Annotated in this window: 15 protein-coding genes; 8 read left to right on the plus strand and 7 right to left on the minus strand. The window is 58.4% G+C overall.

What is annotated here, in order from left to right; genetic code table 11:
• Window positions 1–149: 149 nt before the first annotated feature.
• The 6 genes from ACJA3S_RS08545 to ACJA3S_RS08570 form a co-directional block, all read right to left on the minus strand.
• Window positions 150–440 (minus strand): hypothetical protein, encoded by a 291-nt coding sequence (locus tag ACJA3S_RS08545; protein WP_232858842.1) that lies wholly within the window; start codon window positions 438–440, stop codon window positions 150–152.
• The gene (locus ACJA3S_RS08550; protein WP_406821487.1) at window positions 437–2,308 is read right to left on the minus strand and encodes a DNA cytosine methyltransferase; all 1,872 of its coding nucleotides are present in this window, start codon (window positions 2,306–2,308) and stop codon (window positions 437–439) included. Before ACJA3S_RS08550 ends, ACJA3S_RS08545 begins: the two co-directional genes overlap by 4 nt.
• The gene (locus tag ACJA3S_RS08555) at window positions 2,305–3,228 is read right to left on the minus strand and encodes a hypothetical protein (RefSeq protein WP_406821488.1); all 924 of its coding nucleotides are present in this window, start codon (window positions 3,226–3,228) and stop codon (window positions 2,305–2,307) included. Before ACJA3S_RS08555 ends, ACJA3S_RS08550 begins: the two co-directional genes overlap by 4 nt.
• Window positions 3,229–3,285: 57 nt before the next feature.
• A complete protein-coding gene (locus ACJA3S_RS08560; RefSeq protein ID WP_406821489.1) occupies window positions 3,286–3,600 on the minus strand; it encodes a pyocin activator PrtN family protein in 315 nt (104 codons plus the stop codon).
• A 158-nt stretch (window positions 3,601–3,758) separates the two neighbouring features.
• Window positions 3,759–4,043, minus strand: coding sequence for a phage antirepressor KilAC domain-containing protein (locus ACJA3S_RS08565; protein WP_406821490.1), 285 nt, complete (start codon window positions 4,041–4,043; stop codon window positions 3,759–3,761).
• A 9-nt stretch (window positions 4,044–4,052) separates the two neighbouring features.
• Window positions 4,053–4,364: a hypothetical protein gene (locus ACJA3S_RS08570; protein WP_406821491.1), complete on the minus strand. Its 312-nt coding sequence runs from the start codon at window positions 4,362–4,364 to the stop codon at window positions 4,053–4,055.
• A gap of 315 nt (window positions 4,365–4,679) precedes the next feature.
• On the opposite strand from ACJA3S_RS08570, the gene ACJA3S_RS08575 reads away from it, so the two are divergent.
• Window positions 4,680–5,888 (plus strand): hypothetical protein, encoded by a 1,209-nt coding sequence (locus ACJA3S_RS08575; protein ID WP_406821492.1) that lies wholly within the window; start codon window positions 4,680–4,682, stop codon window positions 5,886–5,888.
• A gap of 2 nt (window positions 5,889–5,890) precedes the next feature.
• Here ACJA3S_RS08575 and ACJA3S_RS08580 read toward each other — a convergent pair whose 3' ends face one another.
• The gene (locus ACJA3S_RS08580) at window positions 5,891–6,598 is read right to left on the minus strand and encodes a LexA family protein (protein ID WP_406821493.1); all 708 of its coding nucleotides are present in this window, start codon (window positions 6,596–6,598) and stop codon (window positions 5,891–5,893) included.
• Between the two features lie 658 nt (window positions 6,599–7,256).
• On the opposite strand from ACJA3S_RS08580, the gene ACJA3S_RS08585 reads away from it, so the two are divergent.
• The 7 genes from ACJA3S_RS08585 to ACJA3S_RS08615 all read left to right on the plus strand — a co-directional run bounded on the left by ACJA3S_RS08585 (window position 7,257) and on the right by ACJA3S_RS08615 (window position 14,220).
• Window positions 7,257–7,775: a phage regulatory CII family protein gene (locus ACJA3S_RS08585; RefSeq protein ID WP_406821494.1), complete on the plus strand. Its 519-nt coding sequence runs from the start codon at window positions 7,257–7,259 to the stop codon at window positions 7,773–7,775.
• A 10-nt stretch (window positions 7,776–7,785) separates the two neighbouring features.
• Window positions 7,786–7,986 carry a TraR/DksA C4-type zinc finger protein gene (locus ACJA3S_RS08590; RefSeq protein ID WP_406821495.1) on the plus strand — a complete coding sequence of 67 codons (201 nt, stop codon included), beginning with the start codon at window positions 7,786–7,788 and terminating at the stop codon, window positions 7,984–7,986.
• A complete protein-coding gene (locus ACJA3S_RS08595) occupies window positions 7,976–10,192 on the plus strand; it encodes a VapE domain-containing protein (RefSeq protein ID WP_406821496.1) in 2,217 nt (738 codons plus the stop codon). The genes ACJA3S_RS08590 and ACJA3S_RS08595 overlap by 11 nt, the downstream gene beginning before the upstream one ends.
• A complete protein-coding gene (locus tag ACJA3S_RS08600; protein ID WP_406821497.1) occupies window positions 10,189–10,551 on the plus strand; it encodes a hypothetical protein in 363 nt (120 codons plus the stop codon). Before ACJA3S_RS08595 ends, ACJA3S_RS08600 begins: the two co-directional genes overlap by 4 nt.
• Before the next feature lie 508 nt (window positions 10,552–11,059).
• Complete coding sequence (locus tag ACJA3S_RS08605; RefSeq protein ID WP_021782200.1) at window positions 11,060–11,407, plus strand: phage holin family protein; 348 nt, start codon at window positions 11,060–11,062, stop codon at window positions 11,405–11,407.
• A gap of 163 nt (window positions 11,408–11,570) precedes the next feature.
• Window positions 11,571–12,182, plus strand: coding sequence for a terminase small subunit (locus ACJA3S_RS08610; protein WP_406821498.1), 612 nt, complete (start codon window positions 11,571–11,573; stop codon window positions 12,180–12,182).
• A 4-nt stretch (window positions 12,183–12,186) separates the two neighbouring features.
• The gene (locus ACJA3S_RS08615) at window positions 12,187–14,220 is read left to right on the plus strand and encodes a phage terminase large subunit family protein (RefSeq protein ID WP_406821499.1); all 2,034 of its coding nucleotides are present in this window, start codon (window positions 12,187–12,189) and stop codon (window positions 14,218–14,220) included.
• Window position 14,221 lies beyond the last annotated feature (1 nt).

Here is a 14,221-nt window from a genome sequence, read left to right on the forward strand (position 1 = left end):
TGGCCATGTAAGCTGCCCACTTATCGCCCTCCCGCTGCTGGCGGATCCGACTGCATTTCGAGTGTCGCCTGGTCGACCTGCGTTTGCCGCAGATATCGCAGATGGCGGGCAGGTCAAGGCTGTGCGACGCCATTGGTGGTCGAATTCGCTCAGCCATGGCGTGCCTCGATAGCCAGTTCTGCCAGATCCGGGGTGTCGACTAGGAGGGCCGATTCGACTAGTTGTTCCCCGTTGCGGATGGCGTCCAGCTTTGACCGGTACAGACCGCCTCGGCCGCACCAGATGGTTATCGGCGTTAGGCGATTGGCGGCTAGCTCCGACATTTGTCGGAACACTTCTTCGGCGATGAGCTCGGTGCTCATGTCGTGAAGCCCGCGAACGGACGAAAGCACGTGCTCGAGCGAGGTCTGAGTGAGGATGATGTGTCGGGTAAGGCTCATGCTGCTTGCCTCGCTTGCTGGTCGTTGTGCTGTATGTGGCGTTTCCAAGGATCATTGGCTTTGGCCAAGGCGCACATCGCCGGTGGGCTGACGCTGTTGCCGCACATGTGGACCTGTTCGGTCTTGGTGAACGGCTTGCCGTCGGCCCCTTTGTTGATGATGTAACTGGCTGGAAAGCCCTGAGCACGGTACAGCTCGTGCGGTTGCAACATGCGCAGGCAGATGTCAACGATCACATATGGGGTCCCCTTCACGAACACGGTGACTAGGCCCAGGCGATCTTTGGTGGTCACCGTTGGCGCTGGCGAGTCGCAGGTGCTGATGTTCTCGGTGCCGTAGTAGCTGATCAGGAATGCCGCGACGCGCAGGGCGCCTTCTTCATGCTCTGGCGACAGCTTGTATTTGACCAAGGCGTGATGCTCTGCGCCCGCGGTCATGGTCGGTACCGGCTCATCAACGGCTCGACCCACGCAGTTGCGGCGCAATGTGGCCAGGCTGGCCGTCACCAGGCGCTGTTGGCTGCCGGTGTTGGTGACAGTGGTCACTGGCTCGTCGGCGCCTTTTGCCGGCGTGGTGTTGAATCCGCCATTGGCCTGCTCGATGAAGGCAGTGCACACGCCCATGGCATGGGCCGCACCTGCAGGGCGCTTGTAGGCGCCGCCGCTGGTGATGGTCGGCACAGGTTCGGTCATGGGTGAGCCTTCGCTGTTGAACCGGAACTTGACCATGTGTGCAGCTGCCAAGGCATGCTTCACTCCTCCGGCAACGACAGTGCCCAGCGGCTGATTGAGGCCGGGCACTCGGGGCTGCTGGCCCTGGTGCTCTCCATATCCGGTCTGCACCAGGGTTGGGCTGGCCATCGCGAACGAACCGCCCCGTGGCCAGGAGGTAACGGTACGCAGCGGCTCGTCGGCAGACTGGGCCAGCTCGCCCGACCAGTTCGCGATCGGCACGATGAAGGGCTGGGGGTTGTCCAGCACGAACTTCTTCATGCCCTTGGCTACCCGGCGCAGCGTGGCTGCAGCCAGCTCCTTCTTGCGGCCGAAGATGCTCTTGCTCGGCACGCTCCAGTCGATGCAGTCGGCGGCGGTGCGCCACATCTGTTGCCCCTTGGCTGGGTTCTTTGCATGGGTCGGCTTTGGCCACACGATTGGCTGGCCGTCGCAGCGTGCGATCATGAACAGGCGCTCCCGGCTGGTTGGTGCACCGAAGTCGCAGGCCTTGATGATCCGCCATTCCACCTGGTAGCCCATGCCTTCTAGCAGCTGCACGAAACGGCGCCAGGTAATGCCGCGGCGTTTCGGGTCGGGCACCAGAAACTGCTGCTGCACTGGCACGCGCTCGCCGATGGCCGCTACGGTGCCGTCCAGCTTCATAACCCGGCCAGTGGCCTTGTCGCGCTTGGCAATCAGCGGCCCCCACTGCAGGATCTGCTTCACGTTCTCCAGGCTGATCACACGTGGCTTCTTCTTGCCGCCCCACTTTAGGCCGATCCAAGACAGGTTGCGGATCTCGCGCTTGCGGGGCTGTCCACCTGCAGCCTGGCTGTGATGCGTGCAGTCGGGGCTCATGTGGAACCAGCCCACGCGGCGGCCCTGGCACTCTTCGTCGGGGTCGCCTTCGAAGACGTCGGTTTGGAAATGGCGAGCATGCGGATGGTTAGCGGTGTGCATGCTGATTGCTGCGGCGCTGTGGTTCTTGGCCACGTCGACCTTGCGGCCCAAACCCATTTCCAGTCCTGTCCCGGCGCCGCCGCCACCGCAGAAGAAATCGACCACAAGCTCGTCGTCTTGTGGGTGGAGCGCCAAGCCAAACTGAGTTTTAAAGTCTTGCGGATTGGGCAGCTTTGCTGCGGAAAGGGACGTCATGCTGCCTCCTCCGTGTCTGCGGCGGTAGCAGGTGTGCTGCGCAGTTGGGCATGGACACGCTTGGCGATCGCCTGGAGGCCAGCGGCTTGCTCTGCAGCCTGGTTTGCTACCTGTGACTTCAGCGCTTTCATGGTCTGCTCGGCCACCCGCAGCGTTCTGGAGGTCTCCATCAGAAGGGAATAGTCAGACTTGGTCACCGCCAGGCCGGTGTAGGACATGATCCGTTCCTCGAGCTCGGCGATTGTGCGCTTGAGGTTGGCGACGCAATGGTGGTGCTTGCGCTGTTCTGCCTCGCGGTTGATCAGCAATTCGTCCAGGCGGGCACATACGACCTGCCAGGTCTCGTCGGTTGGGCTCAGGAACCCGGCTTGCTGCAGGGCGGCTTCAATTGCCTGTGCCATCTGCTCCGAGGTGGCGTAGGTCCCGGCCTGCTCGGCCAGTGTTGCGTTCATCGCGGCGACGATGCAGCTGACTGCTGAAGGGTGCGTATACCCCTCGGCAGGCTGCGCGTGCGGGCAATCTTTAGCGATTAGCGTTGCACTAGTGGGCGCTGCCTCGCGCAGCTTGTCGTGGGGTATCAGTGCCTCGGCGGGGCCGCTGAGGGGATGAATAATGCCTGCTGCTTCGCAGCAGAGACTCTTTATTTTCTGCGCGTCGATGCTGGGAGTCTCGCGGAGCGAAGCGAGCGTGGCATCGGTGAGGCCCCGTACCAGCTCGTGCTCGCTTCCCTCCGAGGTCCAGATTTGCGGTGATGCCAGAGCGGCTGGGCGGCTGTGTCCTGTGCACGGCACAGAGTTGAAAAGCAAGCCGGATGGGTGGTGGGCCCGGCCTGCTTTTCGGCCAAGGAAATAGGCGTAGGCAAACAGTCCGATCATGAATACACAGATGACGAAGAGGGCGACGACCTGTTGGGTGGTCATGGGTCTTACTCCTTGTGGTGTGCGGGCCGGTGGTGGCGGCCCTTGCTGGTGTTGTTGCTACTTGTCTTGCTCGCTGGGGCGGGATTGCTTTTCGTCCGCCAGGTAGGCCCTGCTGTCGATCAGGGCGGCAACATGACGGATGTGGGCGAACTTCAAGGCCTTCTGGCTGTTGTCAAGCGTGGTGACGGGCAAGCAGATCCGGCCGACCTTCAGTTGCTCGGCAAAGGTGTCTTCGTTGAGGTTGCGGAAGTACTGCACGCGCACCTTGTCGAGTGGGATAAGCACGTCGCCAAAGGTGCGGTACAGCAGCTCCACGGTTGTTGCATCAGGTGCGTGCGGAAGGCGCAGCGCGAGTTGGTCTGTATGGCTCATCAGGCTTCGGGCTCTCCCTGAGCTTGTGGCGTGACGGATGGTTCCAGGTGATTTCACAATGCATTCGGACTAGATCCCGCCATTCATCTGGGACCTGTAGGAGCGCGGCGTTGCGCTCCGCACGGGTCTTGAGCTGGAGGATCTGCCCCGCGTACTGCCTAGGCCGCATGGCGTTTGTCTTCCGGTGGTGACGGAAGTGGCAGACCCAAGCGCTCTGCCAACCAAGGAATTCCGGCCTGCTTCACGCGAGTCGACTCGCTGTACTGCATCCCGGCTGTCGGGTGAAACCAACTGCCCTCTTTGGTCCGCAGGTATTCCCGGTCTCGAGTGGGGTAGCGGGGCAGGTTGCGCTCGGTTAGCAGGTCGTACTCGCGCATCCGGCTGATCAGCTCGTTGCGACTGATCCCAAAGTGCTTGGCAGTCTGCACAAGGGTGCGTTCCATAATCTCCTCCTACGCCGCGTCGGCGAGCACGGGCTCGGTAGGTGGCATGTCGGCGGTATCCAGCTTGCCGTTGGCGATGGCCTCGAGGTGCGCCGCGATCTTTCTCGCGCTTCCAAGGTTGTTCGCGGGCAGGATTAGGCTATTCACCGTGGAGCCCATGCGAATCGTCACGTGGAGCTGGTCGAGATAGACCTCGGTCTGCAGGGTAGCCTTGGCGCAGGCGCCGTGCGCCTCGTCGCGGAGGATGTGGGTGAAATGTCCGGAAAGGTTGGTCTGCGCCTTGAGGCACGCAAAGGAGTTTTGGCTAAGTGAATACCTCATGCTGCGTGGCCTCCGGCAGTCGGAAAAGCTTGTCGGAATGCAGGCACAGATGGTGCGCGTTTGGTGGCTACAAACGCGCAGCCATATTGTTGAGCTAGACGGCGGATTTTGAAGATGAGATCGGTGGTGGCTGCGGCCGGATGGACGTGAAGTGATGCTGTGGTGTGCATGGTGTTACCTCACTCTGTGGTGGAAGAGTGAGACTAATATCAACTGATGGTTGATATTAGTCAAGCTGTTGATGGGGTGTAGCGCTTGGGCTGGCATTTTGTCATCATTCATGCTTGCCCCCGCGCCTCAACCCAAGGAGCCCTGATGAAGGCCTACAGAACCGAGTACCTCGCCATCATTGAGACCAAAGAGGATTTCTGTAGCACTGTTGAAGCCTTCAACTCCCTTCTTCAGGCTTATGGCAGCATTCAAATACTTCCAGATAAAGTTAAATATTCAGACTCAACTTTTGAATATTCCGTTCAAAAAGGAGGGGTGTCAGATAGTGGTCAGGTTTATTTTCATGTCAAATTTACAAGTAAGAAAGAAAGTCTGTCCGACTATAAGAAGTTTCTTCGTCTTGTGCGCACGATTTTGCAAAAAGTTAGTGTAAAAATTCCTGAAGTAATTTGGGATGATGTTAGTAGCGAGCTTTGTGCAAAGGCCTACCCGGTTATTCATGAACTTGAAAACTTGATGCGTAAACTTATTACCAAGTTCATGATTATTAGTATTGGTGCTTCATGGGTTAGCAGTGCTGTGCCTAAAGAGGTTTCGGATTCTGTGAAGGTGAAAAAAAGTCAGCAGTCTATAATTTACGATGCTGATTTTATCCAGCTTGCTAATTTCTTGTTCAAAAAGTACTCTACAGCAAACTCAGATAAGCTACTAGCAAAGCTTTCAAAAGCTAATAGTATCGATGATGTTGATTTCAGTGAGCTGAAGGAGATGATTCCCCAATCAAACTGGGAGCGCTATTTTGTCCCGCTGGTGAATTGTAATAGCGATTACTTGGATGCTCGGTGGCGGAAGCTATACGACTTGCGCTGCATCGTCGCGCACAACAATTTTCTGAGCCAAGATGAGTTCGACGAAATAATTAAAGTGTCAGCTGAGGTTAAGGAAAAGCTTGATGAGGCTATCGCCGGTATTGATCAGCTACATGTCTCTGACGTACAGAAAGAAGAAGTCGCCGAGAGTGTCGTCGGGACGGTTAGTCAACAGAATGCTGACTTCCTTGCGCTGTGGAATTCTGTCCTTGAACTGATAGTTGATATTTTCAAGCTGTCTAAGGTCAGTTTTACGATCGATGGCAAAAATGTGGTGCCGAATCCCAAAATATGTATCCGCCTGCTTAAGGATCACGACATTATTCAGCAAGATGTTTTTGAATGGTTCCTTGATGTGAATACTTTCAGGAATGCATTGGTGCATGGCTCCGTTTTTGATTCTCAGGAATACATTGAGACTTACATTAATAGCGCTCAGCAACTGCGGGAGGTGTTATTGGGTAAATTTATCGATATGGTGTAATATTATTCGGGGATGAAGGCCCCAACTACGGTTCCGCAAATTTGAGTTTCTTCAGTGATTTCTATAATCGGGTATTGCGGATTGATAGGGCGAAGAAATTTGCGTCCGGCATCGGCTACAAGAATCTTGAATGTGGCTTCGTTTGTACTTGTTAGTCGAGCGATAACTCGATCACCTGTTTTGGCTTCAATCTCAGGGTCTACAAAAATAATACAGCCTGCAGGGTAGCTGCGACCCGGTCCTGGGTTAGTCATGGAGTCTCCATGCACCTTTAGTGCATACCCGCTTCGACTAATAGGAACCGGACACGACAGCCAGGTTTCCGCATGGTGAGGTTCAAAATTATTGATGACTTCGCACCAGGCGCCAGCCTTGACCCACGAAATTAACGGCACCCTATTATAGCGGTGCTGGACATCAGAAACATTATTGTCACCTTGACTGAAGTGTATGCTTTTAGGCTGCACTCCATATTCAAGCCACTCACGTCTGACACCTAGCCAATTTGATAGAGCGTCCAAGCTAATAGCTTCAGGGATCGCTTCAGCGTTCAGCCATTTGCTGACCGCTTGAGGTGTCTTTGCGACTCCCATCCTTTTCATCCGGGCAGCGACATCCACACCTCTACCCCGAATCCGGACATTCGCGTCGTTCAGAGCTTCATGTAAGCGAGCGGAGAACGCTCTACGTAGATCATTTTTGTCAACCATAGGTTGAGCTTCACACAAGGCTTGCGCAATAGTCAGTTGATTAGTAATATCAACTGATGGTTGATAAAGGGGCGAAGAAGGTGCTTAGGATTGATCAGTTCCCAAATGCAATCGCCTACGCATTCGAGGCGGCAGGTGGCATCGGGGTTGCTGCAAAAGCTTGTGGTCGAAGCACTCAAGCGCTCAACAAATGGCGCTTGATTGGAGCTCTACCCCGTACGGAATACACAGGTGAAACACGTTACGCGCGCCATCTCGCAGAAGCAGCAAGAAAAATGGGAAACCAATTGGATGAGCGATGGCTTCTAGAGGCTGGCGCTCGGAAACCCATGTGAATTAAGAAGATACAGGCGGTCTTCGACCGCCCATCTCTCCCCCCATAGCATCACCACAATGCTGCAGGGCCGTACCATGAGAAGCGAGCACACCACATGCAAGCGCTTCTTTTGGTGCGGACTCCGGGCAGGAAGCCTGGAGGCCGCCATCTCCACCACAGATCTGGCGGCAGTTTCGCCTGGGGTAGTCGACGGATCAACGCCCCGGGCTTGGTGCCGGTTTCCCATCCGAGGTTTAACCGGCGTATGGCCTACTCAAGCCACGCGGCAAATGTATCACCACGACACGCCGCTGGCACTGGCAACCTAAAAGGATTAATGCCATGAGCCGAACCGTAATGAGCAGCATCGAGCGCGCCAAGCGCGAGGTGCTGCCCCTCGAACTCGCGCTATACCACGCTGTACGTGACTACCCAGGCGGTGCTGCCGCCATCGCGGCTACCACTGGCCGCAATGCCACCACTCTGCAGCACAAGCTGTCTCCTACCCATCCTACCCACATCGTCAACGTCCAAGAGTTCGGCGAGATCCTCGAGCTCACCAAGGATCCCCGTATCCTCGACTCAGTGCACGCTCTTGTTGGCGACACCATCTGGCAAGAGCTGTCGGGTGCCTACAGCCATGACGTGCCCGAAACATTGACCATGGGTCTCGCGGAGTTTTTCCGGCAGGTCGCTAACCTATCCGAAACCTGGGCGCGCAGCATCGGCGACGGTAAGGTCGATGATCAGGAGCTCGCGGAGATCCAGCAGCAGGTGTTTCGCGGTATCCAGGGTTTGCTCGGCATGTATCGTCGCGCCGAATACGTCAACCAGACCACTCGGGGGGCGCATCGTGGCTGATATTGCTGATATGGCATATGACGTTGTAGAGCAGCACCTGGAGGTGGCGCTGGCCGCTCGAGTAGGAGCGCCAGTACGCGAATCCCGCTTGGACTGCATCGACTGTGACGACCCGATCTCGGAGTCGCGCCGGGTAGCGGCCCGCGGCTGTGTGCGTTGCAGTGCTTGCCAGACACTCCATGAAGACCGGAGGGCGCAGTATGCTCGATAAGGTTCTCGACCAGCTGCGCGACTACGGCCTGCAGCCTGATCAGCCCCTGATCCTCGGCAAGCTGATCCGCTGCCGCACCCAGGATGACAAGGGCAAGGAAAAGAACGGTTGGTATGTCCTGCATGAGCATTTGACTGAGAAGGGGCAAACCTTGATCTTCGGCAGCTTCGGTGACTGGCGCATCGGCGAAACGCAAAAGGTGAAGACCGATGGTCGCGGGCTGACCCCGGACGAGCGAGAAGTGATGCGCGCCCGGCAGGCCGAAGCCAAGCGGAGGGCGGCGGAGATCGCCGCCAACGCGGCGCGACGTGCTGCCAAACGTGCGGAGGCGTTGTTCAGACGCATGCCGGAAAAGGGACGTAGCGCTTACCTTGATCGCAAGCAGGTGGTTGGCTTCGGCGTTCGCTATGCACCGAAGTCGGGCGCGGTGCTCGTCCCGATGCAGAATGCCCAGAATGCCATCGTTGGCCTGCAGGTAATTTACCCGGAGGCCCAGGCGGATACCGGGCGCGACAAGTCCTACTGGCCGCATGGCATGGCGAAGGAGGGTGCGTTCCACATGATCGGTGGCCACCCTGAGCCTGGCGAGCCGGTGCTGGTGTGTGAGGGCTACGCCACCGGCGCTAGCCTGCACATGGCGACTTCCCAGGCGGTGGCCATCGCCTTCGACGCGGGCAACCTGATGGCGGTCGCCAAGCACATGCGCGAGCGTTTCCCGGGTCGGTCCATCATCATCTGCCGCGATGACGACTGGAAGACCAAGCGGCCCACGGGCGAGCCCTGGAATCCCGGCGAGGAAAAGGCCAACAATGCGGCGGTAGTGGTCGGCGGGCAGGTGGTTGGTCCGATTTTCTCGGGCGACCGCGAGGTCAAGTGGACCGACTTCAACGACCTCCACTGTGCCGAAGGCCTGGAGGCGGTTCGTCGGCAGGTCACGGCGGTGATCAAGCCCCCGGCTACTGGGGGTTGGAAAGACATGCTGGCCAGGACCGAAAGCGGTGCACTGATCGCCCACATGCAGAACGTCGAGCTGATTCTGGCGAACGATGAGCGGTGGAGCGGGGTGATCGGCTATAACGCTTTCAACTCGAAGATTATGCGCCTCCGTGCGGCGCCCTATGGCGGCGTGCCGGGAGAGTGGAGCGATATCGACGACATGCGCGTGATGAAGTGGCTGGCCCAGCAGGGCCTGCGGGTGAAAGCCTCCCACGTCGTCGAAGCGGTCAGCGTCGTTGCGCACGACAACGCCTTCCATCCGGTCTGCACCTACCTGGCCAAGCTCGAGTGGGATCGTGTGCCGCGCCTGGAGCGTTGGCTGCATGAGATCTTCGGCGTCCCTCGGAACGAATATAGCGCCAAGGTTGGTAAGCGCTGGATGATCTCGGCGGTGGCCCGTGTGATGAAGCCCGGCTGCAAGGCGGATGCAGTGATGATCCTCGAGGGCGCGCAGGGCGCGGGTAAATCCACCGCGCTGGGGATCCTTGGTGGGGAGTGGTTCATGGACACGCCGTTTACCTTGGGCGACAAGGACGCGTTTCAGGCGATCCGGGGCAAATGGATCGTCGAGCTGGGCGAACTGGACAGCTTCAACAAGGCTGAGAGCACCAAGGCCAAGCAGTTCTTCTCGGCCTCCATCGATACCTACCGCGAAAGCTATGGGCGAAGAACGAGCGATGTGCCACGCCAGTGTGTTTTCGCGGGCACCACCAACCAAGATGAATACCTCAAGGACGCCACCGGTAACCGGCGTTATTGGCCGGTCGCCTGCGTCAAGGTCGACCTGGAGGCGTTGCGCCGGGTCCGTGACCAGCTGTGGGCCGAGGCCATGTTCTGCTACCAGGCCGGTGACATCTGGTGGGTAACCCGCGAAGAGGAAGAACTATTCACTACCGAGCAGGAAGAGCGCTTCGTGGTGGATGAATGGGAAGGACCGATCCTCAAATGGCTGGAGGAATCGCAGGCCGGGGAGACGGTCACCGGGAGCGAGGTGTTGGGTCAGGCGCTCAACCTTGATCCCGGCCATTGGGGCAAGCCCGAGCAGATGCGTGTGGGGTCGATCATGCACCGCCTGGGTTGGCGGCGTCGACGGCTCGCCGCGCTTCCGAAGAGTGGCAAGCGGCCCTGGGCGTACCAGAAGCCCGAGGGCTGGGGCCGCACCAGCGCTCTGGAGCAACAACCGCCAGCGCAGAAGGAGGACTGCTTTTGATCAAGCATATCGATGAGATGCTGAAGTTATGGGCTCAAGAGCTTCATGCTCCCGAGCCCTGTCATTCGGCAGGCGGTGTTGGTAGCATGCTCGGCCTGTTGATTGAGTGTAAGGGTGATCTTGTCCGTGGTACCCGAGGCAGCAAGGTGCTGCTGGACGAGTCTGCGGACATCGAGATCATCGTGAACAAACATCTGGCACCGGAGCTCTACCTGGTGGTCTATGAGCATTACTGCAACGCCGACAGTGAGCTGTACCAGAAGTACCGCCACTGTGGGTGTAGCCGCGACACGTACTACAAGCGCTTGCATGAGGCGCACGTCTGCATCGTAGGCTTGCTCATGGGGCGAGCTGCATGATTCGCCTCGCATGGTCCCACCGTCCAGCCACTGGACAACCACGTTTTTGGCAGGTGGTCCAAGCTCAAGCCCGCGCTATTCGCGGGCTGTCCCACCGTCCCACCACTCACACGAAGGCGCGCATAGGGCGTATGCAGCGCGTTACGCGCGCATTGCGCGCAGCGTGCTTTTGATCTCTCTCTTTACACGGGAAAGGGTTAAAACAGTTAGACAGTGGGACAGCCCTTGATTTTCAAGGGCTCGACAAGTCCCACCATCACTACCCCTTTGGGGACCTATGGGGCAGCGCCGAAGTGAAGCTAAGCCGGGGTGCTGTATTCCCCCTACATTTACCAGACATTCCCTAGGCGTTCACCCCTTATTGCCGGGTGGCATTAAAACTTGCTTGCTGCCACCGGAATCGACCTGTAAAAAGTACCCATCTTCGAGACGTGCGGGCGCACAAAGCAGCCCGCCAAACACAGCAAACCCGGCCATCGCGCCGGGTTTTTTGCATTTGGGGAACGGGATGACGAACGAACAACAAGCGCTTGCCGAGATGCCTGTCTGGCTCGTGATCACTCTCGCCCTGGTCGGCGGGGTATCTGGCGAGATGTGGCGAGCGGACAAGGCGGGTGTTCGTGGCTGGGCGTTGGTTCGGCGTATCGCCTTGCGGTCCGGAGCCTGCGTGGTTTGCGGGATGGCAACGATCATGTTGCTGTATTCCGCCGGCGCATCGATTTGGGCTTCGGCGGCATTCGGTTGCCTGACTGCAATGGCTGGTGCCGATGTCGCCATCGGCTTGTACGAGCGCTGGGCCGCTAAGCGCCTGGGGGTGTGCGAGATGCCGCCGCGCAGTGGCGAGCCGGGTCAGTGAACCGGTAGAAACCATGGGAGGGTCAGGGACCCTGGCGACTTGGCCGGGGTACGGGACGGGAAACCCGCGGCTCTTTGCTAGCGGGAGGCTTGCCAGCTTACTGAAATTCAACCTGTTGAAATTGAAAGGTTGTTCGTTGAAATATCTCTGAAAGGGAGGGCTCATGACGGATTCGAATTTCATGTCAAAGAGCGCCTTCGCGGCTCGCATAGGGAGATCACCCAGTTACATCACCTGGCTGAAAAACAACGACCGGTTGGTGCTTTCCCCCGATGGCAAATTGGTGGACGTGCAGGCTACCGAAGCCAAGATTCAGGAGACAGCGGATCCAAGCAAATCAGCCGTCGCGGCCCGGCATGAAGAAAACCGCATCGAGCGGGACGTCCGGGCCCACCTTCAACCCGGCGCCGACACACCTCCGGTGCAGCAACCGGATCACGCGCTAGGTGGAGGGCCCAACTTCCAGCGGGCCAAGGCGCATCGAGAGTTCTATCTCGCAGGACTGGCCGAGACCGAGTTTTACAAAGTGCGGGGCAGCCTGGTTGAACGGGTCGCAGTCGAAGACGCTGCGTTCGCTGCAGGGCGGATGCTTCGCGAGCAGTTCTTCGGGCTTGCTCCCCAGCTCGCTGGCGAAGTGGTGGGGATGAGTGACCTATGGGAAGTCGAGAGACACCTCACCGACACCTTCCGGCGTGTGTTTACCGAGGCAGCCAAGATGAACAGCGCCGACCTGGATAAAGCCATAACCCAAAATCGAGCCGAAAAACAGAGCTGAGCCTATGAACACCGGATACGCAGACGGTGCAAAGGTGTACCGCGAAGCGTTTTGCCGAGGGCTGATGCCTGACCCCGATCTCTGGGTCGACGAGTGGGCCGATGAGTACATGCGCATCCCGCGAGGTACCGGTGCCGCAGAGCCTGGCAAATACCGAACTGAGCGTACCCCGTATGCACGCGAACCCATGCGCTGCCTTTCACCCGCGCATCCATGTAAGCGGGTGGTGACCAAAATCGCTTCGCAGCTCATGAAAACCCAGATCGCCCTGAATTGGATCGGAGCCCTAATCCATATGGCGCCGGCCAACATCCTTACGCTCCTTCCCACTGGAAGCCTGGCGAAGCGGGTTTCTTCCCGGATTGGCAAGACCATTGAGGCAGTACCGGAACTGAAGGAGCGTGTCGCGGCGGTTCGTTCCAGAGATTCCCGTAACACACTCGACACAAAGGAATTTGATGGTGGCGCTTTGTTTGCCACCACGGCTGGTTCGGCGGCCAACCTTTCCGAGCTATCGGCGCGGTACGTGTACGGTGATGAGGTTGATCGCTGGGAGGTTGACGTTAACCAAGAAGGTGACCCAATCAAGCTGGCCGAAGCGAGGGGAAGTACCTTCGGGCGTAAGGCGAAGTTCTACTTTTCCAGCTCTCCGCTCATCAAGGGTATGTCGCGAATTGACGATCTCTACATGATGGGGGATCAGCGGCATTACTACGTGCCTTGCCCGCATTGTGGGCACATGCAGGTGCTTGTCTGGGATCGGTTGTTGTATTCGCCTGATTTCAGTACCGCGCACTACCAATGTGCTGGGCCGGAGTGTGATGTGCTGATCGAAGAGCACCACAAGGCAGAAATGCTTGCCAAAGGGGAATGGCGTGCACATGCGCAGGGAGATGGCGAGACGGTGAGTTTTCACCTCAATGCGCTTTATGCCCCGTTGGGCTGGCAGTCCTGGGCCACGCTTGCCCGAGAATTTGAAGAGGCTAAGCGGGCCCAGGGCAGGGGTAACCTGTATCCCATGCAGGTGTTTTACAACACCCGCCTGGCAGAGGTCTGGGATAGCGCACTTGAGCAAACCAAGGCAGAGGTGCTGCAGGCCCGAGCTCTTCAAGAGGACTATGTCCTGGGAACCTTGCCTGTAGGGGCACTAGCCCTAACGGCCTCTGTCGACGTCCAGGCCAACCGTTTGGAAATGATGGTCATGGGGTGGGGGGCCGGCATGGAGCGCTGGGTGGTGGATCATCAGGTTATTCCCGGCGATCCAGCTGATGAACGCACCTGGGCGCTATTGGATGAGCGCTTGAAAGTTCGGTACCGGCATCCCTGCGGTGTCGCCCTGGGCATCTTGGCTACGGGCATCGACTCCGGCGGTCATCACACCCATGAGGTCTACCAGTTTGCTCGCGTGCGTCGTTGGCGCAACGTGTTTGCGCTCAAAGGCGCTAGTAAGCCGAACAAGCCTGTGATCGCGCAGCGACCCTCTTTGGTGGATGTCACCTGGCGGGGTCAGACTGAGCGCAACGGCGCCGAGCTATGGATCGTCGGTACTGACACGGCAAAGGACTGGATTTACAACCGCTACAACTTCGAGTCAGGCCCTGGCGCGCTTCACTTCGCCAAGGACCTGCCTGATGAATTCTTCCAGCAGTGCGTAGCAGAACGGAAGGTCGTCCGCTATGTGAAGGGGCATGAGCGGTTCGACTGGGTGAAAAGCAAGGCCGAGCGCAACGAAGCGCTCGACCTAATGGTGTACAACCTGGCCATGGCGTACTACCTGGGTCTGCATCGCTACGGCGAGCAGGAGTGGGACAAGCTACGCCAGGCCCTGGCCCAGGCGAACCTGTTCGATGAGCCGACACCTGCGAAGCCGCCGGTCATTGAGCAAGAAGACCACGACGCTGATACCGAAGTCGAGTCGCAAGCCCCGGCTCAGCCTCCAGCCCGGCCAGTCCCACGGCCCACGCCAACGCCGCCTCGCCCGGCACCTCAACCAATGCAACGCCGCAGCTCCAGCAGCGGCTATCTGAAGAGACGCTGAC

The sequence above is a fragment of the Pseudomonas sp. KnCO4 genome (genome assembly GCF_045344305.1).
Lineage (GTDB): Bacteria > Pseudomonadota > Gammaproteobacteria > Pseudomonadales > Pseudomonadaceae > Aquipseudomonas > Aquipseudomonas anuradhapurensis.

Coding starts and splice junctions, on each gene's coding strand:
- ACJA3S_RS08545 (WP_232858842.1), bottom strand. CDS start 440: ATGAGCCTTACCCGACACATCATCCTCACTCAGACCTCGCTCGAGCAC.
- ACJA3S_RS08550 (WP_406821487.1), bottom strand. CDS start 2,308: ATGACGTCCCTTTCCGCAGCAAAGCTGCCCAATCCGCAAGACTTTAAA.
- ACJA3S_RS08555 (WP_406821488.1), bottom strand. CDS start 3,228: ATGACCACCCAACAGGTCGTCGCCCTCTTCGTCATCTGTGTATTCATG.
- ACJA3S_RS08560 (WP_406821489.1), bottom strand. CDS start 3,600: ATGAGCCATACAGACCAACTCGCGCTGCGCCTTCCGCACGCACCTGAT.
- ACJA3S_RS08565 (WP_406821490.1), bottom strand. CDS start 4,043: ATGGAACGCACCCTTGTGCAGACTGCCAAGCACTTTGGGATCAGTCGC.
- ACJA3S_RS08570 (WP_406821491.1), bottom strand. CDS start 4,364: ATGAGGTATTCACTTAGCCAAAACTCCTTTGCGTGCCTCAAGGCGCAG.
- ACJA3S_RS08575 (WP_406821492.1), top strand. CDS start 4,680: ATGAAGGCCTACAGAACCGAGTACCTCGCCATCATTGAGACCAAAGAG.
- ACJA3S_RS08580 (WP_406821493.1), bottom strand. CDS start 6,598: ATGGTTGACAAAAATGATCTACGTAGAGCGTTCTCCGCTCGCTTACAT.
- ACJA3S_RS08585 (WP_406821494.1), top strand. CDS start 7,257: ATGAGCCGAACCGTAATGAGCAGCATCGAGCGCGCCAAGCGCGAGGTG.
- ACJA3S_RS08590 (WP_406821495.1), top strand. CDS start 7,786: ATGGCATATGACGTTGTAGAGCAGCACCTGGAGGTGGCGCTGGCCGCT.
- ACJA3S_RS08595 (WP_406821496.1), top strand. CDS start 7,976: ATGCTCGATAAGGTTCTCGACCAGCTGCGCGACTACGGCCTGCAGCCT.
- ACJA3S_RS08605 (WP_021782200.1), top strand. CDS start 11,060: ATGACGAACGAACAACAAGCGCTTGCCGAGATGCCTGTCTGGCTCGTG.
- ACJA3S_RS08610 (WP_406821498.1), top strand. CDS start 11,571: ATGACGGATTCGAATTTCATGTCAAAGAGCGCCTTCGCGGCTCGCATA.
- ACJA3S_RS08615 (WP_406821499.1), top strand. CDS start 12,187: ATGAACACCGGATACGCAGACGGTGCAAAGGTGTACCGCGAAGCGTTT.